Annotated in this window: 28 protein-coding genes; 13 read left to right on the top strand and 15 right to left on the bottom strand. The window is 56.0% G+C overall.

What is annotated here, in order from left to right:
• Positions 1-123 precede the first annotated feature (123 nt).
• Positions 124-627, top strand: coding sequence for a DUF523 domain-containing protein (locus tag APU11_RS04030; protein ID WP_060578322.1), 504 nt, complete (start codon positions 124-126; stop codon positions 625-627).
• Positions 628-651: 24 nt separating this feature from the next.
• Here APU11_RS04030 and APU11_RS04025 read toward each other — a convergent pair whose 3' ends face one another.
• Together APU11_RS04025 and APU11_RS04020 are read right to left on the bottom strand one after the other, a co-directional pair.
• Positions 652-1491 carry an MBL fold metallo-hydrolase gene (locus APU11_RS04025; RefSeq protein ID WP_058650344.1) on the bottom strand — a complete coding sequence of 280 codons (840 nt, stop codon included), beginning with the start codon at positions 1489-1491 and terminating at the stop codon, positions 652-654.
• Positions 1488-2030, bottom strand: a complete 543-nt coding sequence (locus tag APU11_RS04020; RefSeq protein WP_058650343.1) for a hypothetical protein — start codon at positions 2028-2030, stop codon at positions 1488-1490. Before APU11_RS04020 ends, APU11_RS04025 begins: the two co-directional genes overlap by 4 nt.
• A gap of 134 nt (positions 2031-2164) precedes the next feature.
• Here APU11_RS04020 and APU11_RS04015 point away from each other — a divergent pair, with 134 nt between their 5' ends.
• Entirely contained in the window at positions 2165-3067 is a 903-nt protein-coding gene (locus APU11_RS04015) for a LysR substrate-binding domain-containing protein (RefSeq protein WP_058650342.1), read from the top strand.
• A 37-nt stretch (positions 3068-3104) separates the two neighbouring features.
• Positions 3105-4028, top strand: coding sequence for a LysR substrate-binding domain-containing protein (locus APU11_RS04010; RefSeq protein ID WP_013096731.1), 924 nt, complete (start codon positions 3105-3107; stop codon positions 4026-4028).
• A 46-nt stretch (positions 4029-4074) separates the two neighbouring features.
• Here APU11_RS04010 and APU11_RS04005 read toward each other — a convergent pair whose 3' ends face one another.
• The 6 genes from APU11_RS04005 to APU11_RS03980 form a co-directional block, all read right to left on the bottom strand.
• The gene (locus APU11_RS04005) at positions 4075-4545 is read right to left on the bottom strand and encodes a hypothetical protein (RefSeq protein WP_013096730.1); all 471 of its coding nucleotides are present in this window, start codon (positions 4543-4545) and stop codon (positions 4075-4077) included.
• Between the two features lie 151 nt (positions 4546-4696).
• Entirely contained in the window at positions 4697-5635 is a 939-nt protein-coding gene (locus APU11_RS04000; protein WP_029883117.1) for an omptin family outer membrane protease, read from the bottom strand.
• 244 nt (positions 5636-5879) lie between these two features.
• Entirely contained in the window at positions 5880-8951 is a 3072-nt protein-coding gene (locus tag APU11_RS03995; RefSeq protein ID WP_058650341.1) for an efflux RND transporter permease subunit, read from the bottom strand.
• Positions 8948-10054, bottom strand: coding sequence for an efflux RND transporter periplasmic adaptor subunit (locus APU11_RS03990; RefSeq protein ID WP_029883115.1), 1107 nt, complete (start codon positions 10052-10054; stop codon positions 8948-8950). The genes APU11_RS03995 and APU11_RS03990 overlap by 4 nt, the downstream gene beginning before the upstream one ends.
• 74 nt (positions 10055-10128) lie before the next feature.
• Positions 10129-10743, bottom strand: coding sequence for a TetR/AcrR family transcriptional regulator (locus APU11_RS03985; protein ID WP_014831802.1), 615 nt, complete (start codon positions 10741-10743; stop codon positions 10129-10131).
• Between the two features lie 152 nt (positions 10744-10895).
• A complete protein-coding gene (locus tag APU11_RS03980; protein WP_013096727.1) occupies positions 10896-11363 on the bottom strand; it encodes a nuclear transport factor 2 family protein in 468 nt (155 codons plus the stop codon).
• Between the two features lie 103 nt (positions 11364-11466).
• Here APU11_RS03980 and APU11_RS03975 point away from each other — a divergent pair, with 103 nt between their 5' ends.
• Positions 11467-12045: a TetR/AcrR family transcriptional regulator gene (locus tag APU11_RS03975; protein ID WP_058650340.1), complete on the top strand. Its 579-nt coding sequence runs from the start codon at positions 11467-11469 to the stop codon at positions 12043-12045.
• A 51-nt stretch (positions 12046-12096) separates the two neighbouring features.
• On the opposite strand, the gene APU11_RS03970 is transcribed toward APU11_RS03975, so the two are convergent.
• The 4 genes from APU11_RS03970 to APU11_RS03955 form a co-directional block, all read right to left on the bottom strand.
• Positions 12097-12693 carry an NAD(P)H-dependent oxidoreductase gene (locus APU11_RS03970; RefSeq protein ID WP_013096725.1) on the bottom strand — a complete coding sequence of 199 codons (597 nt, stop codon included), beginning with the start codon at positions 12691-12693 and terminating at the stop codon, positions 12097-12099.
• 74 nt (positions 12694-12767) lie between these two features.
• On the bottom strand, positions 12768-13361 hold the full coding sequence (locus APU11_RS03965; protein WP_038419347.1) for a TetR/AcrR family transcriptional regulator: 594 nt from the start codon (positions 13359-13361) through the stop codon (positions 12768-12770).
• Positions 13362-13424: 63 nt separating this feature from the next.
• Positions 13425-14195 carry a hypothetical protein gene (locus APU11_RS03960; RefSeq protein ID WP_058650339.1) on the bottom strand — a complete coding sequence of 257 codons (771 nt, stop codon included), beginning with the start codon at positions 14193-14195 and terminating at the stop codon, positions 13425-13427.
• Position 14196: 1 nt separating this feature from the next.
• On the bottom strand, positions 14197-14394 hold the full coding sequence (locus APU11_RS03955) for a hypothetical protein (protein WP_013096722.1): 198 nt from the start codon (positions 14392-14394) through the stop codon (positions 14197-14199).
• Between the two features lie 258 nt (positions 14395-14652).
• Between APU11_RS03955 and APU11_RS03950 the strand changes: the two genes are divergently transcribed.
• From APU11_RS03950 to APU11_RS03915, 8 genes are read left to right on the top strand one after another with little or no spacing between them, the layout of a single operon-like run.
• A complete protein-coding gene (locus APU11_RS03950; RefSeq protein WP_013096721.1) occupies positions 14653-15087 on the top strand; it encodes a nuclear transport factor 2 family protein in 435 nt (144 codons plus the stop codon).
• On the top strand, positions 15084-15803 hold the full coding sequence (locus tag APU11_RS03945; RefSeq protein WP_058650338.1) for an SDR family NAD(P)-dependent oxidoreductase: 720 nt from the start codon (positions 15084-15086) through the stop codon (positions 15801-15803). Before APU11_RS03950 ends, APU11_RS03945 begins: the two co-directional genes overlap by 4 nt.
• Positions 15800-17062 carry an FAD-dependent oxidoreductase gene (locus APU11_RS03940; protein ID WP_058650337.1) on the top strand — a complete coding sequence of 421 codons (1263 nt, stop codon included), beginning with the start codon at positions 15800-15802 and terminating at the stop codon, positions 17060-17062. Before APU11_RS03945 ends, APU11_RS03940 begins: the two co-directional genes overlap by 4 nt.
• A complete protein-coding gene (locus APU11_RS03935) occupies positions 17059-17781 on the top strand; it encodes a DUF1365 domain-containing protein (RefSeq protein WP_038419351.1) in 723 nt (240 codons plus the stop codon). Before APU11_RS03940 ends, APU11_RS03935 begins: the two co-directional genes overlap by 4 nt.
• Positions 17778-18998, top strand: a complete 1221-nt coding sequence (locus tag APU11_RS03930; RefSeq protein WP_038980570.1) for a cyclopropane-fatty-acyl-phospholipid synthase family protein — start codon at positions 17778-17780, stop codon at positions 18996-18998. Before APU11_RS03935 ends, APU11_RS03930 begins: the two co-directional genes overlap by 4 nt.
• The gene (locus APU11_RS03925; protein WP_013096716.1) at positions 18995-19480 is read left to right on the top strand and encodes a DUF2878 domain-containing protein; all 486 of its coding nucleotides are present in this window, start codon (positions 18995-18997) and stop codon (positions 19478-19480) included. The genes APU11_RS03930 and APU11_RS03925 overlap by 4 nt, the downstream gene beginning before the upstream one ends.
• On the top strand, positions 19477-20001 hold the full coding sequence (locus tag APU11_RS03920; RefSeq protein ID WP_038980571.1) for a hypothetical protein: 525 nt from the start codon (positions 19477-19479) through the stop codon (positions 19999-20001). The genes APU11_RS03925 and APU11_RS03920 overlap by 4 nt, the downstream gene beginning before the upstream one ends.
• Positions 19998-20525, top strand: a complete 528-nt coding sequence (locus tag APU11_RS03915; protein ID WP_020688129.1) for a DUF3833 domain-containing protein — start codon at positions 19998-20000, stop codon at positions 20523-20525. Before APU11_RS03920 ends, APU11_RS03915 begins: the two co-directional genes overlap by 4 nt.
• Positions 20526-20527: 2 nt before the next feature.
• Here APU11_RS03915 and APU11_RS03910 read toward each other — a convergent pair whose 3' ends face one another.
• Together APU11_RS03910 and APU11_RS03905 are read right to left on the bottom strand one after the other, a co-directional pair.
• The gene (locus APU11_RS03910) at positions 20528-20986 is read right to left on the bottom strand and encodes a DMT family transporter (RefSeq protein ID WP_045901127.1); all 459 of its coding nucleotides are present in this window, start codon (positions 20984-20986) and stop codon (positions 20528-20530) included.
• A gap of 4 nt (positions 20987-20990) precedes the next feature.
• Positions 20991-21425, bottom strand: a complete 435-nt coding sequence (locus tag APU11_RS03905; RefSeq protein ID WP_013096712.1) for a DMT family transporter — start codon at positions 21423-21425, stop codon at positions 20991-20993.
• 96 nt (positions 21426-21521) lie between these two features.
• On the opposite strand from APU11_RS03905, the gene APU11_RS03900 reads away from it, so the two are divergent.
• The gene (locus APU11_RS03900) at positions 21522-22463 is read left to right on the top strand and encodes a LysR family transcriptional regulator (protein WP_038980573.1); all 942 of its coding nucleotides are present in this window, start codon (positions 21522-21524) and stop codon (positions 22461-22463) included.
• Here APU11_RS03900 and APU11_RS03895 read toward each other — a convergent pair whose 3' ends face one another.
• Positions 22464-23492 (bottom strand): methionine synthase, encoded by a 1029-nt coding sequence (locus APU11_RS03895; RefSeq protein WP_013096710.1) that lies wholly within the window; start codon positions 23490-23492, stop codon positions 22464-22466. It lies immediately after the preceding gene.
• Positions 23493-23497 lie beyond the last annotated feature (5 nt).

The raw sequence follows: 23497 nt of genomic DNA, 5'->3' as shown, positions 1-23497 counted from the left end.
ATCGGGTGACGTTGATGTGATAAGTACGTGTTTTTCGCGCACACTGCCAACCTTCACCACCCACGCCAGTATCCACAGCGTGTTACACTTCCTCACTTTCATCATCTACACGACAGGGAAGCGATGATAAATAAAATTCTGGTCAGTGCGTGCCTGATGGGGTTCAGGGTTCGTTATAACGGCAGCGAAAAAGCGAAGGCGATGGCGCAACTCTCCCGCTGGCAAGCGGAGCAGCGGTTAGTGATCCACTGCCCTGAACTGGCTGCCGGGTTGCCGGTGCCCCGACCACCAGCAGAGATTTTGTCGGCCGACGGTCGGGATGTCATGCGCGGGCAGGCCAGAATTATTGAGAATACGGGTCAGGATGTCACCGAGCACTATCAGCTTGCCGCCTGGCTGGCGCTACGTACCGCAGAGGAGCATGGTTGTCGCGCGGCGCTGCTCACGGATGGCAGCCCAACCTGCGGGAGCCAGCATATCTATGATGGTTCTTTTAGCGGCGTGCGCAACACGGGGATGGGTGTCGCGGCAGCATTACTCGCTGAACATGGGATCGCGGTATTCTCAGAAACGCAGCTTCCGGAATTGATGCGCTGGATTGACGAAAGAGAAAGGCCCGTATGCTGAACGCGAATGAACAAGCCTGACGTCTTAACCAGAGTAAGAGAGTCGATATCCACTTCCCACACGGAGAACGCGCGCAAACCCTTGTGGCCCGATATGCATTCCCGCAACGAGCAGATTCTCCCTGACCGCGCGTTCCAGCACCTCTTTACGCGTTGCTTCGGCCTGTGCAGGATCCGCGTCAAAGGCGATGCAAACCTCCGGCAGGGCAGACTGTATATGCGGGTAGTGGACAATATCTCCCCATATCAGTAAGTCCTTGTCATGCGAGTGAATGAGAAACCCGGTATGTCCGGGCGTGTGGCCGGGTAACCAGACCGGCAGGATCCCTTCGGCAACACTGTTCTCATCGAAAAAACGCACCTGTTTACTACACGCCTGTAACGTCTGGCGCACGAACCTGAAATTACGCGCTGCACGCGCATCGGCACTGTTTAGCGTGTTATCGTCCCACCAGTGTTCCGCTTCCAGAGGGTGAAGAAAAATATCTGCATGTTGATAGACAGGACGCTGTTCAGCATCCAGCAGACCACCAATATGGTCCGGATGACAGTGCGTTAATAAAACGGTATCCACCTCGTCAGGAACCACGCCAACCGCGGCGAGATGGGTGATAAGGTCACCCCCCACGTTGTTCACCCCACCTGCGCCAGCGTCAACCAGAATAATTCTCCCCCGGCCCCGGATGAGGTAGCCATTGATGTGAATATCGCCGGGTTCCGCGACGCCTGCATGCTCCTGGATTTCGTTTGCCGCTGCGTTTTCTATTCCTGAGAGCAAATCGAGACGAGCTGACAGAACGCCGTCACTGAGCGCGGTAATCTCAAAATCGCCAATCTGGCGTACCGGGAAGGTGGACTGAATCATCGCGTACTCCGCTGTTCTGGTTGCGTATTGATGCCTGAACGCTGCAACTGGGGTGTCAGTGGTTCGTAGAGATAGACCTCAGGAAGAGGCGAAGCCTGGATGGCAGTTTCACGAGGCAACACCCACGCAACGCGACGTTCCGGGGAACAATCCAGCCCCACGGCCTGCATGTCGATGGCCCTGTGTCCGGCAGGACTAACGAGATGAGTGCTTAACAGCAAAATTTGATCGCAGGAGAGAGCGGGCGCCGGATCTTCACAGGCATAGAGATTACGGTGCCAGTCAGTTATGCACCTCTGCCAGCGAGAAAAATTACCGCCGCCTTTCAGACGGTACTCTTCACTGTGCAAAACATCCGCGTTGGTAACGGTATGCAGGGCAAGATAAACCGGGCAGCCAGGCGTGATGGCCCGAAAACGCTGAGACGTCATAAATCCGGTCACGGAGAGAAGAGCGGGCAATTTCTCCTGACTATAAAACGTGCTCCACTCAGCTTCGCTTGGCGGATCGTTATACGAACATTCCACGATATAGAACATCACAACCTCTTCACTTAATGACTTTTCATCATGCTACAGGCTGTTTTTCGTGCGTTAAATCGATACTATGTCATGGTTCAGTGACATTAACTCATCGACTGCGCAGAATATGCGCGGCCTCAGGACCAGGCTTAATGCGCAAAAAGATACCCAGTAGCGCCTCTTTGCAGGCTTTTGATGCCGCTGCCAGGCATGGTAATTTTGCCCGGGCTGCAGAGGAGCTCTTTCTGACGGAAGGGGCGATTAGCCGCCAGATTGCACGTCTGGAATCGCTGTTAAACTGCAAACTGTTTGACCGTACCGGGAGCCGCGTAAAGCTAAATCCTGCTGGCGCGCGCTATGCTCATCATGTACGTGAAACTCTTGAGCGGCTCGAAAGGGAGACTCAGGACATCATGGGCATACAAGAGGGGACTCAGAGTCTGGATATTGCCGTGCTACCGACATTTTGCAGCCGCTGGCTCATTCCCCGCCTGAGCCGCTTTACCTCGCAGTTCCCTGAGATCTCAGTCAATCTTGCGGCCAGAACGGATCCGTTTATTTTGCCCGGGAGCGGCTTTGATGCCGTCGTTCATTTTCAACATCCCGCCTGGGCCGGGATGCGACTGCAGCCGTTGTTTGAGGAAAAACTGGTGCCGGTGTGTCATCCTGCACTGTTAATGGATAAGGAACCCGGTGAGCAACTCAATGCACTTGCGCGGATCCATCGCCGGCAGAATCCGGATGCGTGGCATCGCTATGCGTTGGAAAGCGGGATCAGTCTTGATAACCCGTCTCAGGGCGTACGGTACGATCTTCATGAAATGGCGATCGCTGCTGTGCTGGCAGGTCACGGCGTCGCATTGATACCACGCATGTATATCGAAAACGAACTACGCAGCGGCATGCTGGTTTCGCCATGGCCTGCCTCAGAAAGGTTAATTAAGACATTCTGTTTCATTAAACCGGCGGAAACGGGAATCAATGACGCGGCGTTAGTGACGTTTGAACGCTGGCTGCTGGCTGAAATCACTACGCCTGCCAGTCACTCAAGATGAAGCTCTGGTTTCGGCCGCCATCCTGTAAAGGGGAATTATGTCCTTACCACCACTCTATGCCCTGCGCGCCTTTGAAGTCGCTGCGCGAGTAAACTCCTTCAGTAAAGCCGCTGAGGTGCTCAATATTACTCCGGGCGCGGTCAGCAGACATGTCCGCACCCTGGAAATGTGGTTCGACTGTGAGTTGTTCAAACGGCAGGGGCCGAGAGTGGAGATCAGTGAGGCGGGGCGTGTTCTGGCCGGGCAGCTTCACGAAGGGTTCAGGAGCATCGAGTGGGCCTGTCGGGCTTTCAGAAGTGAAAACCACCTGTTGCGGCTGAAGGCACCCAGTACGCTCACCATGAGATGGTTGCTTAACGTCCTGCGATCGTTTCGTGAACATCATGAAAAACCCAACGTTGAAATAGCCAGCGTCTGGATGGACATCGATACCGTTGATTTCACGCGAGAGCCCTATGATTGCGCGATCCTGCTGGGCAACGGCCATTTTGGCGAGTCAACGGAGAGCCGATTGCTTTTCAGTGAATGGCTTATTCCGGTCTGTACCCCCGCTTTACTGGAATCTGCCCGAGAGCAACTTTCGCAGTGCGATCTGATCCATCCTTCCCCGGACAGACGCGACTGGCGGCGGTGGCTGAGAAGGACGGGGTTATTCCCCGGGCTTGATATGAGTCGCGGAGCGGTTTTCGACACCCTTGAACAGGGGAGTAGTGCCGCCATGAACGGCCATGGCGTCGCGATTGCCGACCTGCTGCTTTCGCTTGACGCGCTGAATAGCGGCCTGCTTGCGCTGCCTTTCAAAGAAGCCATCGCCACCGGGGACGGTTATTACATTGTCTGGCCGAAAAATTCACTCAGGAAAAAGAGTATTGAATGTCTGCTGGACTGGCTTAACCTGCATGCCCCGGTCATTCCTTCTCTTGATATCATCTGTCTGGAATACGACGAGCATCGGCTGTAGTTATCAAAAGCAGGATATGCCGCGGGCGTATCCTGCTCTATAAACTTCAGGCGTAAGGAATATTTGCCATTTTTTTATACCTTTCCGGCAATGCACCGTTCAGGTTGAGAAGTTTATCGAGAATAGCGATCGCAGGCGTATTGTTTGCGCGCTCTGAATCTACTATCGCTGCACGCAATATAGTGGCAGCCGACGTGACGTTCTGAAAGTATGCCTCGGACTCGGGCGTTTGTAATTCACCTGAAAGGGCGTAACGCACCAGCGGCCATCCTGAAAAATCCAGTACGGGAAGAGGCTCACCCTCTTTTGGCAGATTAGCGGCGAGCAACGCTTCAGCTTGCATGGGGTCGTTGTGAGCGGCACACAGAATGTGAAGGCGATGCACAAAGGCCGCAAGGGTGACATCGTTCTCTTTTTCTGCTGACAGCGATTCCAGCAGTGCCGATAAATTGGCGCCGGATGAATATTCATCTAGTGAGACCAGCTTCATTAAATGAAATATAACGTCAAGCGTCATGTTTGCTCCCTGAACATTTATCAATTTTGAAGGATGATATTTCAGGGACGTCGCGTTTGAAAAACGACAAATAGTCAGAATCAATGTGAGTTTAACTCAACATCACAAAAAGGCCCCGTCAGGGGCCCGATCTTGATTAACCACAACGGGATCAGAAGCGGTATTGCAGACCCGCAGTAATGGTATAGTTGCGGTTTGAAATACCGGCAGCATCTCCGCCAATAGAGCCCGATTCGCCAGTATTGGTATCAATAATCTGCGTACCGCCTTTACCTTCTTCGTAACTGCTATAGGTAAATTCTGCGAACACTTTGGCGTTCGGCGTGACGTAATAACCTGCGTCAACCGACGCACCGTAATAGCGGGAATCCGAGGTCTTCTCACGGAAGGTCAGATCGCGCATATAGTGCTCGTCGTTGTCGTGCGCGCGTACCCAGTCACTGAATTTAAACAGGGCATTGAATTCAAAATCATTGAAACGGTACTGACCCGCCAGACCAATATACGGCATGGAGAAGCGCTGGCTATAGCCAATACCGCGTTCACCTGCCGGGAAGTTGCCCGTATTGGTGCCGTTATCATAATTATAAGAGCCACCGGTCGCCGTCCAACTGAAGCGCGTTTCCTGATAACCTGCGGTTACGCCAGCTTTATAGTTATCGCCCTGGACGATCCAGCCTTTAACGTTGAGATCGTATTCATTGGCGTAATTGACGTTGGTCGCAGGATGGGATGAATGGTCTGTCCAGGAGGATTGTTTTGCATTCATCCAGTCGTAGTCATCCATATGACCCGAGCCTGATGCCAGAGACGTCCAGCCGCGGGCGTTCAGTGTCAAAAATGAATAAGCATCCCAGGAAATATCACCTTTCAGAATGGCGACATTTTTGATTTTCCAGTCGAGCTGGCTGATTTTTCTTCCTGTGACTTCGTCGTACACCATTTCATGGGATTTTCCGCTCAGCATCCCGGCAGAGGCTGAAACCGATAAACTTTCCGGTGAAAAATCCGGTATGGCTTGTGCGGATCCTGCATATACTGCCCCTGAAAACGCGGCCATCATCATTCCGGCAACAATATTTTTTGTCATTTTAATTTCCCTAAATCAAATTTTATCAATGCCTTGCAGACAAATCTTAAAAGTCATACAAATAAGAATCAACTGCCAGTTTTGGTATTTTTTTTATTATTTGACCCAGGGAGCGATATTTAACTTTGGGCCGCCTCAGTGAGGCGGCGAAAGGTGGGATGAATAAACATTAAGGCGGTGCAAAATAGCTGTCGGTAATTAAAAATGCACTCCCGGATGTAATAAACTTAACGTATTCTCCCCGTTAATTTGAAACGCTACTCGCAGGACGGATCCTGAACCAGATCGCATACATCGCCGGCAGGAAGACCAGGGTGATGATCGTTCCGCCCAGCGTCCCGCCAATCAGCGTATAGGCCAGCGTCCCCCAGAATACGGAATGGGTCAGCGGTATGAATGCCAGCACGGCAGCCAGGGCTGTCAGTAACACCGGCCGTGCCCGCTGGACGGTCGCTTCGACCACCGCATCGAACGGGGCGAGACCTTCCTTCTGGTTATGCGTAATCTGCCCGATAAGGATCAACGTATTTCGCATAAGAATGCCCGAAAGCGCAATCAAGCCGACAAGTGCATTGATCCCAAAAGGTTGATTGAACAGCAGCAGCGTGGGAACCACGCCGACAAGGCCCAGCGGGGCAGTCAGAAAGACCATCACCATCGCCGAGAGAGATCGCACCTGCACAATGATGATCAGTAACGTCAGGGCTATCATTATCGGGAACAACGGCACCATGGCCTGTGTGGCTTTACCTGATTCCTCAATTGAGCCTGCCATCTCAATGCGGTATCCGGGCGGGAGCGTATCAATAATCGGTTTTAGCTGTTTCATGATCGCCACCGACACATCCGGTGGCTGAAGATTGTCGGCGATATCTCCGCGCACGGTAATGGTGGGCGTGCGGTCGCGACGACGCAGGAGCGGGTCTTCCATTTTGACCTCAATCTGACCGATTTGCGACAGCGGCACCCGCTGTCCCGCACTGCCAACCAGGGTAAACCCTTCGATCTTCGCCGGATCAAGACGAATATCGCCCGCAGCGCGTCCTGTAACCTGTACAGCGCGAATATCTTCACGCACGGCAGTAATTGGTACACCCGATAACAGGAACTGGAGCTGCTGAGCCACGCTATTTGAGGTTAAGCCGGTGGCCTGCAGACGGTTCTGATCGAGGGTGAAATGGAGTGTGGGAACTCGTGAACCCCAGTCGGTGTTGACGGTTCTCATCATCGGGCTGGCCTGCAGAACGCCTTTAACCTTATCGGCGATATTGCGAAGCGTATCGACATCGGGCCCCATCACACGCCAGGCAACCGGGAAGGGGGAGTAGGGGCCAAACACCAGTTGTGTGACACGCACGCGCGCTTCCGGCGCAAGTCCACCGGCGACCGCTTCCCGGAGCCGGAACTTGAGCGCCTCGCGTGACGTCTGGCTGTCCGTCATCACCACGATTTTCGCAAAAGAGGGATCGGGTAATTCAGGTGCCATGGCCAGGTAAAAACGTGGTGAACCCTGCCCGACGTAGGCGGTCACGATGCTGGCTTCCGGCTGCTGTTTTAACCACGCTTCGATTTTCGCCGTTGCGGCGCTGGTCTGCTCAATTGAGGTGCCATAAGGCATCTGCACTTCCACCAGCACTTCAGGGCGGTCGGACGTAGGGAAAAACTGTTTTTTTACCAGTCCCATACCCACTACGGCCAGGGTAAAAATGAAGACCACGGAACCGGCCACGATCCACTTTCTGGCAATTACCCGGGCCAGCAGCTGGCGAAAGCGGTTATAGCGCGGGGTGTTATAGATGGCGGCATGACCCCCTTCGACTTTGGCGATATCTGGCAGGATCTTAACGCCAAGATAGGGCGTGAACACCACCGCAACCAGCCAGGAGGCAATCAGGGCGATGCCGACAATCCAGAACATATTGCTGGTGTATTCCCCGGCGGTCGACTGGGCGAACCCGTTTGGCATAAAGCCAATCGCCGTCACGAGGGTACCGGCCAGCATAGGCGCGGCGGTATGGCTCCAGGCGTAAGCGGAGGCTTTGATTCGGTCGTAGCCTTCCTCCATTTTCACCACCATCATTTCAATGGCGATAATGGCATCATCAACCAGTAAACCCAGAGCAAGGATCAGCGAGCCCAGCGTTACGCGGTCAAAGTTTATCCCCGCCGCCTCCATCACCACGAAGACGACTGCCAGCGTCAGGGGAACCGCCGCCGCGACGACCACGCCCACGCGCCAGCCCATGCTGACAAAGCACACCACCATCACCACAAGCAGGGCGACGAAGAATTTGATCATAAATTCATCCACCGACGAGCGGATATTCACGGACTGATCGGTGACTTTGGTCAGGGTCATTCCCAGCGGCAGGTTTTCGTTGATCTTAGCCGTTTCGGCATCCAGCGCTTTCCCCAGCGCCAGACCGTTCCAGCCCTCCCGCATCACAATACCTAACAGCAGCGCCGGTTCACGCTGGTTACGGATCTGCAGCGTGGGAGGATCTTCATAACCGCGTTCAACCGTTGCCACATCAGACAGCCTGAGCGTTTTACCCTGAGCGACCAGCGGCGTATCGCGGATCTTCTGCAACGTATCAAAAGCACCATCAAGGCGAATAAAGATCTGCGCACCCTGTGTTTCTATGGAGCCTGCTGGCGTGAGAACGTTCTGATTGTTCAGCGCGTTGAAAATATCCTGCGGTGCCAGCCCCATCGTTGCCAGACGGTCATGAGAGAGGGCGATATAAATCCGCTCGGCCTGTTCGCCGATGATGTTCACTTTTTTGACGCCAGGCACATGCAGGAGTTGCTGGCGCAGGCTTTCAGCATCACGCACCAGCAGACGCTGCGGTTCACCCTTTGCCTTTAGCGTAAAGAGGGCAAAGGTGACATCCGCAAACTCGTCATTGATCATCGGGCCCATCACGCCCGCCGGGAGATTTTTGCTCTCATCGCCAAGCTTTTTGCGCGCCTGATAGAACTCTTCCTGCACCTCGGAGGGGGGCGTCATGTCCTGTAAGGAGAGGGTGATAAACGCCATGCCCGGGCGGGTATAGGTTTCGGTACGGTCATACCACTTGAGTTCCTGCAGCCGTTTTTCCAGCGGTTCAGCAACCTGATCCTGCATTTCCTGTGCGGTTGCGCCGGGCCAGACGGTAATCACCGTCATTTGCTTTACCGTGAAGGGCGGATCTTCAGCCCGTCCCAGTCCAAAGAAGGCGTAAATACCGGCAAGCGTCACCAGAATAATCAGAAACAGCGTGATGGCACGCTCGCGCACGGCAAGCGCTGAGAGGTTGAAGCGTCCGTCGCTCATGGCTGACTCCCCGCCAGAGCCGTACCGCGTTGTTCAGCCAGACGGACAGCTTCACCGTCATGCAGAAGATGGGCGCCCAACGCCACAATTTTCTCGCCCGGTTTGACGCCGCCCGTCACCTGCGCGGCATCGTCGCTCACACTCAGCACTTTGACGGGCTGCCACATCACTTTTGCGGGCTGCGCGGAGATCCGCCACACGCCGGGCCCTTTGCCTGCATCGTACAGAGACGCCAGCGGAACCTGCATTACCTGACGTTCAGCATTTTGTTCGATATGCAGGGTGACGGTCGCACCCAGCGGCGCGTTAGCCAGCGAGCCTTCCAGCACATAGCGTGCTTCATAAGTGCGGGTGGTGGTATCGGCTGCATCAGAGAGCAGGCGCAGTGTCGCGGTAACAGGCTGTGCCTCGCTGCCATAGCGCGTTGCCAGCGCTTTACTACCGACGGCAGGGCGCAATGTCTCTGGCAACTGGACGAGCGCCTCGCGTTGCCCTGAGCGGGCCAGTCTGATCACCGCCTGACCTGCACTGACCACCTGGCCGGGTTCTGCAAGCGTCTCCATGACCACGCCGTCGGAATCGGCCAGCAGCACGGCATAGCCGGTCGCATTTTGCGCGACGGTGGCCTGAGCGCGTGCGGCACTGAGTTCAGCTCTGGCGGCATCCGCTGCCGCTTTTATCTGGTCATACTCCGAGGCAGAGACAGCACCTGTTGCCACCAGGCCGCGATAGCGCGCCTCATCGCTGGTGGCTTTTCTCGCCCGGGCCTGGGCGGCATCCACCGCCTGCTGCTGTGCTTGTGCCTGTAACTTCAGGTCAACCGGATCCAGACGCATTAACGGCTGGCCCTGCTTAACGGTCTGCCCCGTATCAACAAGGCGTTCAAGGATTTTGCCCTGAACCCGGAAACCGAGATCGCTTTGCGTTCTGGCAACGACCACACCCGTAAACGCGCGGGACGCATCGTTCGCCGGTTCAACGGAGGCGGATCTGACAAGCGGTGGCTGGGTGCGCGGATCGTCGGTGGCGGGGTTATCACCGCATGCCACCAGGGCGAAAGGGAGGAGACAAACGGCAAAACGGGCGGAATGAAGCCTGAGCATGGGGAAACCTTATCGTATCCAGGGACGGTTTCCGCATTCTCAGACCAGTGACCAATAAAGTCAATGGTCACAAATCAGGGGGCCAGGCTTCGTAAAATCAGGGAAGGGAGGAGGAGTGCTGCGGTCGGGGCGGTTTCGAGGTTATATTGCAACTGCACGGGGTTGATGAAAGGGCACATCACCATGTATATGGCGTAGGTCACCTCATCCAGGGGCGTTTTTCTTTCGAACTCCCCGCTTTGGCGGCCTTCAACAATGATGCTTTCAATCAGTTTCATCAGGCTCTCGGTATACCGCTCGGTAGACGGCCACTTATCCCGCGCGGCAACGGCGGCGATATCATAAAGTTTACGATCGTGGAAAAAGAGTTCGCTGCCAGCCTCGGTTAACGCCCGGAAAAGGCGGCGCATTTTTTCACTGGCCGACGGCGCGTCGGCGATGGCTGTTTCCACTGCCGTCATGATCAGCGCCAGGCGGTTAGCGCAGATAACCTCGCCAATTGCCTGTTTGGAATCGAAAAATTTATAGATATAGGCTTTTGAAAAACCGATGGATTTAGCCAGTTCTGCCACGGTGGTTTTTTCATAGCCGTAATGGCCGAAGTGCTCAAAAGCCGCTTCGACGATTTGCTCGCGGACAGAGTGGTCAAGGGGACCACGCGTGGATGGGGTGTTCATATTTTTCGTCATTATTTCAGCTTAGCGCGACGGGCATCAGTTGACAACGAGTGACCATCATATGATTTGGTCACTCTTTTAATCATGTATTTTTCAGTGCTGTGAGCCAGAGTGTATCACTCTTTGCCCGGAGTTATTGCACAAGCCCGGAGATATGAAAAATCCTATAACCCCAGATCGCTCAGGGACGGGTGATCGTCCGGGCGTCTGCCCAGCGGCCAGTGAAAGAGCCGTTCAGATTCCTTGATGGGCATATCGTTGATGCAGGCAAAACGCCGCTTCATGAGGCCGTCCGGCTCGAACTCCCAGTTTTCATTGCCGTAAGAGCGGAACCAGTTACCTGAATCATCATGCCATTCATAGGCATAGCGCACGGCGATGCGGTTGTCGGTAAATGCCCAAAGCTCTTTTATCAGGCGATAATCCAGCTCTTTCTTCCATTTCCGCTCAAGGAACGCCTGCGCCTCCGCGCGGTTCGTGGCGAACTCCGCACGGTTACGCCACTGCGTGTCCAGCGAATAGGCCAGTGCGATTTTTGCCGGGTCGCGGCTATTCCAGCCATCTTCTGCCAGCCTGACTTTTTCAATGGCGCTTTCACGGGTAAACGGCGGTAAAGGGGGGCGTGTGTTCATCTCGGCTACCTCGGGTTGATAGTATGTAGACAGGTCTGTCTACTTGCGTTAATCTATGCCTGTAAATACCGTCTGTCAACACACTGTTTGAGGCCAGATAAGCGTGAATACTCTCACTACGAATAACGATCAAAAAGTCAGCGTCAGAGATAAAATATTACTCACCGCGCACGAACTCTTTTATTCCACCGGGTTCAGAGCAACGGGCGTTGATACGCTTATCAAACAGGCAAAAGTGACTAAAGTGACGTTTTATCGCCATTTCCCGAGTAAGAGTTTGCTTATTCTTGCCTATCTGCAATATCGGCACGAGCTGTGGATTACCTGGTTTGAAACCACGCTTCGACAATATCTCGAAGAGGAGCGGGCTGCATCGGATGCATTAGCTGCAACGCTTAACGGGTGGTTTATTTCCCCGTTGTTTCATGGCTGTGCGTTTATTAATGCCAGCGCAGAAGCAAAATCAGAAGACAATGAAAGTGAAATAAAAGCCATTTGCCGCAACCATAAATCTGAAACCCGGGAAAAAATTGCCTCCCTCACCGGTATTGCTGATGAGGCTATTAACACGCAAATTTTAATGCTGATAGACGGTGCCATCATACATGCGCAAATGGGCATGGATACCAAAGAGGTGGTCAGTCAGTTGCGAAGGGGACTTGAAGCGCTGATACCGCGCTAATTACGGCTTTGCGTGCGCAGCCAAACCTCGGGAATGGCTGCGCCGTACGATTCAGATCTTAGTGAGGCTTTGCAGGAATTCGTCCACCTGCTGAGGAGTGGCTGAATCGGCCTGATAGAGGATATCGAGCGTCACGTTTTTAAGGCCACAGAAGCCAAACACCCCTTCAACAATCTGGGTCTGAATGGCACCGGAATAACCGTGCTTATCGAACCCGGCCAGATCGCTGCCCGCCGTTGCGACCAGGCGCACGGGCACATCACGTAAATTACCCACGATGCGACCATCTTCAGCCACTTTATAGGCCCAGTTTACGGTCAGCACCCGATCAAACCAGCCTTTCAGAAGGGCGGGAACGGACCACCAGTAAATCGGGAAGACAAATACCAGCATATCCGCGCGCTCGACACGCTGCTGCTCGCGCAGCACCTCGTCCGGCAGCGCGCGGGCATCGCCGTGGTAGAGGTCAAGGTCGGGTCGAATCATGGTCGGGGAAAAACCTTCGGCATGCAGATCGGCTATTTCAACCTGCGTACCCTGTTCCTGTAACTTCCCGGCAATTCGCTGCGCCAGGGATTGGGATAACGAATTTTCGACCGGATGAGCCGTCACGATCAGGGCAGTATTGATGACGTTTGATGCAGACATAGAGACCTCAACAGGGTGAGTGAAGATGTCTCTATGTTACTATTGGTAACTTAACTGTCAATCTGGCAGGGCACTCATTTTGTGCTGTCCAGATAGGTATTGAGGACGCCAGTCATCGCGCCGCTGAGCATCTCTTCGGCAACGTTACGCGCGAGGATCCCATTTCCGGCAGCCGTACTGAGCGCATCCGCGGCCCCAATAATGGCTGTCAGGGCCGCTTCACCTGTTACCCCTTGCAGCACAATAAAAGGGGCAAGCGCCATCCGCAGGCAGTCTGCGCAGTCGGCCACGCAGGCCTCGCGGAAAATCTGCAGCGCCCGCGAGCCGGACAGAGCCGCCGCTATGGGGCCCGTTTCGGGGCCCGCAGAGATCGCGCAGTCGATATACGCGGCGCTGAAAAAACGGATCGTCTGTGCCAGCGTTTTATTGTCTCTGTTCAACGTCTCGCGAAATTTCTTGAGCTGCCTGTCGCTGAAGTCCTGATAGAGCGCCATCAGCAGCCCTTCACGATCGCCAAAATGATCGTAAGGAATGGGTTTGGTGACGTTGGCGCGCTCGGCCAGGAAACCCAGCGTAAGGGCCTCAGTGCCTTGCTGGCGCACAATTCCGCGCGCGACTTCCAGCAGCTGTGCGCGGCGTTCTTCTTTTCTTAAGCGCTTAACAACCATCTTTTCCTCAAATCAGTTAACTACTAAAGGTAGTTTACACGCCTTACTGAACGGATGAGAAGCTCATTGCGCGGCTTTTTCCCGCTGAGCCATGTCGAGCACGCTGGCGCTTGCCGGGTCGAACAGCGCAAGGCTCTCAATCTGGTTGAGCATAATCACCTTTCTGAAATCCATCGCACTTCTGGGCTCAGAGTCGAGGGTGATGCCATGCCCGTCATACCATTTGCTGTAGTTATTTTCGATGCGAAAATTCATCGTCTGGCGATCGCGATAGCCACTCAGCATGGGAATAAGCACGATATTGGCCGTTTTCTCATATTCCAGCGTCGCCGTATGGATCATGCCGACATAGATACGCCCCGACCGTAGCGTCACCTGCGCCAGCTCGCCTTGCTCCATGCACTGATAAAGCAGTTGTTCAATCCCGCTCGCCTGCGCCAGGCGCTTATAGAGCTTTTTCCTGCCTTCACCGTCCAGTCGGGCGCTGCCCGCCCAGTTTGAGCGGTAAAGACAAAACAGGATGGCGAAGGCCAGCATCACCACTACGGGTGCCTGGATACCCAGGAAACTCCAGTTCATAAAGTCCATCTGCCAGTCGGCATAACGCTCTGACGTAAAGTGGAAGGTGTTGTCAGCCGCGGAGAGGGCGAGCAGCAGCAGCCAGAGCAGCCCGGTGGCGATCACACCTTGCAGAACGAAGATCGAGCCGTAAAGGGCAACCAGAAAATAGACATCCCAGCCGAAGGATCGCTTGATTTTGAAGCGGGTAGAGAGGTCGCGGCTGGTGTACCAGTACCCGCAGACCATCAGCACCATAAATATCGCCGTTCCCATATTACGCCCTCTTTAACGCATTGACGTGGCGCAGAAAATCCTGGCGTACCTCGTTGCTTTTATAGTTCACCGAGGCATTACCATCCTGGTCGATGATAATCCGGTCGCCATCCTCAACGGCTTCAATGATTTCCTGCTGACTCATCACCTGAAGTAACGATTCCGGGCTGGAGAAAAGGGAGAGAAAGAAACGTCTCATCGCATGTCATCCTTATGAATAAAAAGAATAAGCCTGGAAGAGAACGGGGGAATTTACCTTAGGGTTAACCTGAAAAAGTAGCCCGATGACGGTCAGACCTTATTGCGCCTCAACTACTGGCACGAAAGTAACTTACCCAACCAACTGATAATTAAAATAATAAAAATATATTTCTGCACAAACTTGGACAAATAACTCTAATTGTGTAAGTTTTAATTATGCGCTTACGCTACGTTGTTTACCGCCAGGATGTGACCCATGAACCTTTTGCCTGACGTCATCAGTCGGTTTGTTGATTACTACACCGCGCTGGATTCCCAGCCGCCCTCGGCGCTGGCGGGGCTTTACCATCCCGATGCCACGCTTATCGATCCGTTTGGTGAACATAACGGCCTGTTCGCCCTGCAGCGCTATTTCACCCATCTGCTGGCGAATGTCGAACACTGTCGTTTCACGCTTGATTCCCCTTTGATCGGCGAGCATCGCTTTGTTGTCACCTGGGTCATGCACTGGTCGCACCCGCGCATTGCCGGTGGCGAGCCTCTGGAACTGCCTGGCTGCTCCGTGGTGGACGTGGAAAAGGATCGGATTATTCGCCAGCGGGACTACTACGATGCCGGAGAGATGATCTACGAACATCTGCCTTTGCTTGGCTGGGCGGTTCGCGGCGTGAAGCGGAGGGTGAAATCATGATGACGGTCCTGATCACCGGCGCCAGTTCAGGCATTGGGGCGGGGCTGGCGCAATCTTTTGCCGGTGACGGTCACCATGTCATCGCCTGCGGGCGGGATCCGGCGCGTCTGGAAGCCCTGCATCAGCACAGTTCAAACATTACGGTACGCCTGTTCGATATGACAGACAGGGACGCCTGTCGCCAGGCGCTGACGGGCTGCGCGGCCGACCTGACGATCCTCTGTGCCGGAACCTGCGAATATCTGGAACACGGCGTGGTGGACGCCGCGCTGGTAGAGCGGGTGATGACCACTAACTTTCAGGGGCCTGTCAATTGCCTTGCCGCGCTGCAGCCACAGCTTGTGGCCGGTAACCGCGTGGTGCTGGTGAGCTCTATGGCTCACTGGCTGACGTTTCCACGCGCTGAAGCGTACGGTGCATCTAAAGCCGCGCTCACCTGGTTTGCGCAGAGCCTGCGTCTCGACTGGGAGCCAAAAGGGATTGCAGTCACCGTGGTATCGCCCGGTTTTGTCGACACCCCGTTGACCCGCAAAAATGATTTCGCTATGCCGGGCAGGGTGAGCGTTGAAGAGGCGGTAAAAGCCATTCGCCGTGGCCTGGAAAAAGGTAAAAACCACATCGCGTTTCCAGCGGGATTTGGTCTGACGCTGCGGCTGCTTTCCGGGCTGCCAGCGTTCTTACAGCGCGCACTGCTGCGCAGGATGGTGCGCTCATGAAGATCGCCATTATCGGCAGCGGCATCGCCGGGCTGACCTGCGCCTGGCGCCTTGCCGGCCATCATGAGGTCACCCTGTTTGAAGCCGGTGCCACCCCCGGCGGCCATACCGCCACGGTTGACGTGCCGACGCCGCAGGGTACCTACGCCATCGACACCGGTTTTATCGTCTACAACGACCGCACCTATCCGCGCTTTATGGGGCTGCTTAGCGAGCTGGGCATCAGCGGGCAAAAAACGCAGATGAGCTTCTCGGTACACAATCCGCAAAGTGGGCTGGAGTACAACGGCCACACCCTGACGACGCTCTTTGCACAACGTCGTAACCTGGTGAACCCGGCGTTCTGGCGTCTGCTTGGGGAGATTGTCCGTTTTAATCGCCTGGCGAAACAGGCTCTGAAAGAGGACGTGGAGCCCGGCGCGACGCTGCAAACGTTCCTGGAACAGCATCGCTTTACGCCGTTCTTTGCGCGTCATTATATTCTCCCGATGGGGGCGGCCATCTGGTCGTCGTCGCTACAGGAGATGAAACGTTTTCCGCTGCCGCTCTTTTTACGCTTCTTTGAGAATCACGGTCTGCTGGATATCACTCAGCGCCCGCAGTGGTACGTGGTGCCCGGCGGCTCACGGGAGTATATCCGCGCTATTCTGGCACAGCTGGGTGACCGGCTCACGCTGCACCTCAACGCGCCGGTGCAGCGGGTAAGCCGTGATGCACAGGGTGTCACCATCCATCTTGAAGAATCGAGCCACCGTTTTGATCAGGTGATTTTTGCCTGTCACTCAGCCCAGGCGCTGGCCATCCTCGACGCACCTTCCGCCGCTGAGCAGGAGGTGCTGGGCGATATTGGCTGGCAGCGTAATGAGGTGGTACTGCACAGCGATCCGCGCTGGCTGCCGGTGCGTCAGCGCGCCTGGGCCAGCTGGAACTACCGCCTGAGCGGCCAGGATCAGGCCAGCGCCTGCGTAACGTACAACATGAATATCTTGCAGGGGCTGCCCGCCGGTAGCCCGCTGTTCTGCGTCACCTTAAACCCCGAAACGCCGGTGGACGAACGCTTCGTGCTGCGGCGCTTTGTGTATGAACATCCACTGTTTAACCCGCAAAGCTGGCGGGCACAGGCGCGCCGCAGCGAAATCAACGGTCACCAGCGGAGCTGGTTCTGCGGCGCGTACTGGTACAACGGCTTTCATGAAGATGGCGTGCGCAGCGCGCTGGATGTCGTCAATGCGATAACAGCCGGGGAGGGAAACCGATGAACAGTTGCCTCTATCACGGCGTATTACGCCACCGCCGTCTCCAGCCGAAAACGCATGAGTTCAGCTACGGCGTCTTTATGGCCTGGCTCGATCTCGACGAACTGGATAAGTTGCCCACCGTTGGCGTGCGGCGCAACCGGTTTGCCGCCGCATCGTTCCATGATGCGGATTATCCGCTGGGCTCGCCGCTTAAAGAGAACGTGCTGAATCGGCTGGAAAGCCTGACCGGCGAACGTCCTGAGGGGCGGGTGATGCTCCTGACGCAACTGCGCTACTTCGGCTTTCATTTTAATCCCGTCAATTTTTACTACTGCTATGACCCGGCAGAGACGCTGCGCTGGGTGCTGGCCGAAGTGCGCAATACGCCCTGGAACGAACGACATTATTACGCCGTCAATGGTCAGCACGCCCAGCCCACGGAGAAAGCGTTTCACGTTTCTCCGTTTAACCCCATGGACATGATTTACCACTGGCGCTTCAACAACCCGGATAACACGCTGCATATGCACATTGAAAATCATCAGGCGTCAAAGGTATTTGATGCCACGCTGGCGCTTCGCCGCGCGCCGCTGACCCGCCCGGCACTGCGTGGACTGCTGCTGCGTATTCCGCTGATGACGCTCAAAACCGTTTTCGCGATTTACTGGCAGGCGCTGCGGCTGTGGCTTAAGCGCGTGCCTCTGTATAACCATCCTGTCAGCAGGAGTGAACGCTCATGACCGATCCTGTCTTTGCGCTTGAACCCGATATCCCGCGCAACGTTCGCGTCGCGCGCTGGCTGCTCTTTCGCGTGCTGAGCGGCCTTCGTGGCGGCTCGCTCACGCTGCGTGAAGGGGCGCAGACCTTTCATTTCGGTGAGCTGTCTGCCGCGCTGCATGCCGACGTGCAGATCCTCAGCCCGGGCGTCTACTGGCGCGTCCTGACCGGAGGCAGCCTGGCCGCGGCGGAAGCCTGGATGGATGGCGAATGGGAAACCACGCAGCTCACGCCGCTTCTGCAACTGCTTGCGCTAAACAGCCAGGTACTGGGGCGGCTCGAAAACGGGTTCCGCCTGCTTGGCAGACCGCTGGAGCGGCTTCGCCACTGGACGCGGCGCAACTCCCGGGCGCAGGCGCGGGAAAACATTGCGGCACATTACGATCTGGGTAACGCGTTTTATGCCCATTTTCTGGACAAGGAGTTGCTCTATTCCAGCGCGCTGTTTAGCGGGGAGGAGCAGGATCTTAGCGACGCGCAGCGGGCGAAAATGGCGCGTCTGTGCGAACAGCTGGCGCTGAACCCCAGCGATCATCTGCTGGAGATTGGTACCGGCTGGGGGGCGATGGCGGAATACGCGGCCCGTCACTACGGCTGCCGGGTGACCACTACCACGCTGTCGCAGGAGCAGTATCGCTGGGCGACAGAGCGGATTGCCCGGGCCGGTCTGCAGGACCGCGTTGAGGTGTTGCTCTGCGACTATCGCGATTTAACCGGCGAGTACGACAAGCTGGTGTCGATTGAGATGATTGAAGCCGTCGGGCAACGCTATCTGCCAACGTTCTTCCGCACCTGTCAGGCGCGTCTGCGTCCGGGTGGGCGCATGGCGATTCAGGCCATCACCATTCAGGATCAGCGGTATCGCGACTACAGCAAAAGCGTGGATTTTATTCAGCGGTATATCTTCCCCGGCGGCTTTTTGCCGAGCATAACGGCGATGAATGCGCTGATGACGCGCCACACCGATTTTGTGGTGCGCAACCTGTTTGATATGGGGCCGGACTACGCGCGCACGCTGGCGCACTGGCGTCAGCGTTTTCTCCATGCCTGGCAGGAGATTGAAAAACTGGGATTTGATGAGCGGTTTCGTCGGATGTGGCTCTATTACTTTGGCTACTGCGAAGCCGGGTTTAACGCCCGCACCATCAGCGTGGTGCAACTGACCGCCGAGCGCGTATGAAACGTTACGTGCAGGTTTTCGCCCTGGCTATCGCGTTCGATCTCTACTGGACGCTGGTGGTGCTGTTTCGCGAGCGTGGCCTGATTATCTGGTGCGTGCTGGCGATCTTCGCCTGCCTGATGTTGCCGCCTGCACACCGCGTTTATGCCATTCTGCTGGCACTCGCGGGCACTCTGCTGGATGCACTCTGGGCGCTGACGGGGCTGATCGCCTTCACCGGTGAATCGCTGATGCCCGTGTGGATGGTGGCGCTGTGGCTGATGTTTGCCACCGTCTGGACGCAGCTCACCCGCACCACAACGTTACCCGGCTGGATGCTGATGCTGCTGGCTTCCGTGGGCGGTCCGGTGGCGTATCTTATCGGTGAGCGGCTCGGTGCCATCGCCTTTCTGGAGCCAACCTTTATCGTCGTCAGCTGGATGGTGCCGGGCTGGCTGGTGCTGATGCTGTTTTACCACTTGCTGACAGGGAGGCAACAATGAGAGCCGCACTCCTGTTCCTCTGGCTCATCACCCTTACGCCTTTCGCCCAGGCAACCGACTGGCTTGGCTGGCGCAAGGTGGGGGATGCCACGCTGACCTGGGGGCCTTTCACCGTTTATACCTCCCAGTTGCGCACCCCTGAAGGGCGCTACACCGGCAAGATGCAGGATCAGGCGCTCATTATCACCTACGCGCGTGACATCGACAGTGAAGACCTGGTCGAGGCAACCCGCGACCAGTGGCGAGCACAGGGGGTTTTGCAGCAGGAACCGCAGAGCGAAGCCTGGCTGCGAATGCTTGCCTCGCTGTGGCCGGATGTCGGGCCGGGGGCGCAGCTGGCGTTCGTGCTTAACGATAAGCAAGGACAGTTCTGGTACCGCGCACCTTCTGCATCGGGCACTTTCAGACCCCTGGGGCCGCCTCAGTCGCAAGCGTTCAGCACACGTTTTCTGGGGATCTGGCTTGATCCCCGCACGAAATACCCTGAGCTGCGTCAGCAGTTAATCGGAGGACAACAATGAAACGTTTTTTGATCATGGCGCTGGGTGTGACGATGTTGCTGGCAGGCTGCAGCACGGACGTGACGGAGTACCGCCAGCAGCAGCCGCGGCTTGATATATTCCACTATTTCCAGGGCAAAACGGAAGCGTGGGGGATGGTGCAGGATCGCAGCGGGAAGCAGATCCGCCGCTTCCACGTGGAGATTGCCGGGGACGTGATTGGCGACACGCTGACGCTGAATGAACATTTTGTCTACGACGATGGTGAAAAACAGCAGCGGGTATGGCATATCCGCCGCGTGGCGACCGATCGTTATGAGGGCACGGCGGGCGATATCGACGGCGTGGCGACGGGGCAGGCGGCGGGCAATGCCTTCAACTGGAGGTACAGCATGAACGTGAAGGCCAACGGCAGCACCTGGCTGCTGCACTTCGACGACTGGATGTACCTGCAGGATGGCACACACCTGTTTAATAAAACCGAGATGAAGAAATTTGGCGTCACCGTCGCCACGGTGACGCTGTTCTTTACCCGCAAGGCGTAACGTTAATCGTGGGGAGGGGCGTTTTTACTGCCTGAGTAAATGAAAAACAGCGCAATACCCAGGCAGAGGACGGCGGCCAGTCGGCTCGTCGAAAACGGAATGGCCGCATTGCCCAGCCAGCCAAAGTTATCAATCAGCATACTCATGGTGAGCTGACCAAAAATCACCGCGACCGTGGCGACGGCGGTGCCGATGCGCTGCACCGCCACGACCATGATCACAATGTACGGCACGCCAAACATCGCCCCGAGAAGCTGCCATTTCGGCACGTCCAGCAGGGTGACTGTCTGTTTTGGTTCAAAGAAAAAAATCAGCAAGGCGGTGACCAGCGCGCCAACGGAGAACGTCAGGAACGCGCTTTTGAATACGCCCACGCGGCTGCCGAGTTGCCCGTTGATCGCCGCCTGAATGCTCAGCGTCGCGCCGCCGCACACGGCCAGAATAATCATCATCAGTGTCATCGTGTTACCCCTGTGCGACCAGAATCAGTGCCGCAATAATAAAACCCAGCGCGACGATCCGTTTCGCGTTGATCTTCCTGTGCGGTGTGCCCAGCAGACCGTAATGGTCGATCAGCAGGCTTTTAAAAACCTGCCCCGCCAGAATGCCAATCATCGTCAGGGCGATGCCGATGGCCGGGGTGGCTAGGGTCAGGATCACCACGTAAACCGGGCCAAGTACCCCGCCGAGCAACTGCCAGCCAGGCTGGGCAAAAAACGACGGGCTGTTGCGCGGGCTGAAGAACAGCATCAGCAGAAACGTCAGCGCGGCGCCGACGCCAAAAATGCTGAACGTGGCCCATAAATCACCGACTTTTCCACCCAGCGGCCCCAGCAGGCCAGCCTCTACGGAAAGCCCCATCCCCCCGGCAATCACCAGTAAAATCAAAACAAGCTGCATTGTTATTCCTCCGTTTTGCAGGCGGAGAAGATTACGTCGGTCTGGTCATGAGAAAAATGCCATAATGCAGGAAACACCTTTGCAGGATATGCACGAATGTACGATGCCGGGAGCATGAACCTCCGTTCGCTGAAGATTTTTATCGCGGTTTTTGAAGCCGAAAATTTTTCCGTGGTCGCGCGCCGCGAGGGCCTTTCCGCCTCGCAGGTTTCGCGCATTATCCACCAGCTTGAGGACGCACTCGGCCAGCAGCTTTTTTACCGCAATACCCGGGCGGTGATCCCCACAGAAAGTGGTCATCTGTTTATCCGCTATGCCAGGGAGATGATGACGAGTTTTGAGGAGGCTCGTCGGGAGCTGGATGCACGTTCAACGGAGCCTTCCGGCACGATCCGCATTAATGCACCGGTCTTTTTCGGCCAGCGGCACATTGCGCCAGGGCTGCCTGGTCTGACGGCGCGCTATCCGCGGCTGAATATCGAGCTGACGCTGACCGATGATTTTATCGACCCGCACAAGAATGCCGCCGACGTGATCTTTCGCATCGGCGTGCTGACGGACTCCACCTTTCACGCGCGCATTTTTGGTCAGCAGCGCTACCATCTGGCCGCCTCGCCGGACTATCTGCGACAGCACGGCGCGCCGCAAGGGCCGGACGATCTGGCGCATCATAAATGCCTGGTCTACCGTGGTTCGTCGGGGCCTAACCGCTGGTTGTTGCGCGGTGCGGGGGAGGAGTGGGTGCACTACCCGGTGATGCCATTAATGACGTCAAATAATGCGGAATCGCTGCTTGCTGCCGCGCTGGGCGGGATGGGGATTGTGCTGTTTCCGGACTGGCTGATTGGCGACCGCGTGCAGCAGGGCGAACTGGTCGCACTCCTGCCAGGGCTGGAATGCGCCATTCATACGGAGCCCCTGAATATTGCGGCGATCTACCCAAACGCGCGGCATCCGCCCCTTAACGTCAGGGCGGTGATTGATCATTACGTCGGGTGTTTCGGTACGCCGCTCTACTGGCAAACGCAGAGCAGGTGATTACGCGCCAAGCTCGTTGCGGATAATCGCGGCTCCGGCGCTCAGCGCCTTCAGCTTACCGTTGGCAACCTGACGGGAAAGCGGCGCCATACCGCAGTTGGTTGACGGGTAAAGCTTGTCGGCATCGACAAACTGCAGCGCTTTACGCAGGGTGTCAGCCACTTCTTCCGCGGTTTCAATGGTGTTGGTTGCCACGTCGATGGCGCCTACCATCACTTTTTTGCCGCGGATCAGCTCCAGCAGATCCATCGGCACGCGGGAGTTGTGACACTCCAGCGAGATGATGTCGATATTCGATGTCTGAAGCTTAGGAAACGCCTCTTCATACTGGCGCCATTCTGAGCCAAGGGTCTTTTTCCAGTCGGTATTGGCCTTGATGCCGTATCCGTAGCAGATGTGCACCGCAGTTTCGCATTTCAGCCCTTCAATGGCACGCTCCAGCGCCGCAATCCCCCAGTCGTTGACCTCATCAAAAAAGACGTTAAATGCCGGCTCATCAAACTGAATGATATCGACACCTGCGGCCTCTAACTCTCTTGCCTCCTGATTGAGGATTTTAGCGAACTCCCAGGCCAGCTTTTCGCGGCTTTTATAGTGCGCGTCGTAAAGGGTGTCGATCATGGTCATTGGCCCCGGCAGGGCCCACTTGATTGGCTTATCCGTGAGCTGCCGTAAGTATTTTGCGTCGTCCACGAACACCGGTTTTTGACGCGCCACGGCGCTGACCACCGTCGGCACGCTCGCATCGTAGCGGTTACGAATGCGCACGGTCTGACGGTTTTCAAAATCCACGCCGCTGAGGTGTTCAATAAAGGTGGTCACAAAGTGCTGGCGCGTCTGTTCGCCATCGCTGACGATATCAATCCCCGCGCGGATCTGCTCATCAAGCGATAAACGCAGCGCATCCTGCTTACCGGCCAGTAACTCCTGATCCTCTAATTTCCACGGTGACCACAGCGTTTCAGGTTGTGCAAGCCAGGTTGGCTTAGGCAGGCTGCCAGCGGTTGACGTCGGGAGCAATGTTTTCATATGTA

It is taken from the genome of Enterobacter sp. 50793107 (assembly GCF_001463365.1).
GTDB classification, from domain to species: Bacteria; Pseudomonadota; Gammaproteobacteria; order Enterobacterales; family Enterobacteriaceae; genus Enterobacter; species Enterobacter cloacae.
This window is presented reverse-complemented; position numbering and strand designations above follow the sequence as displayed.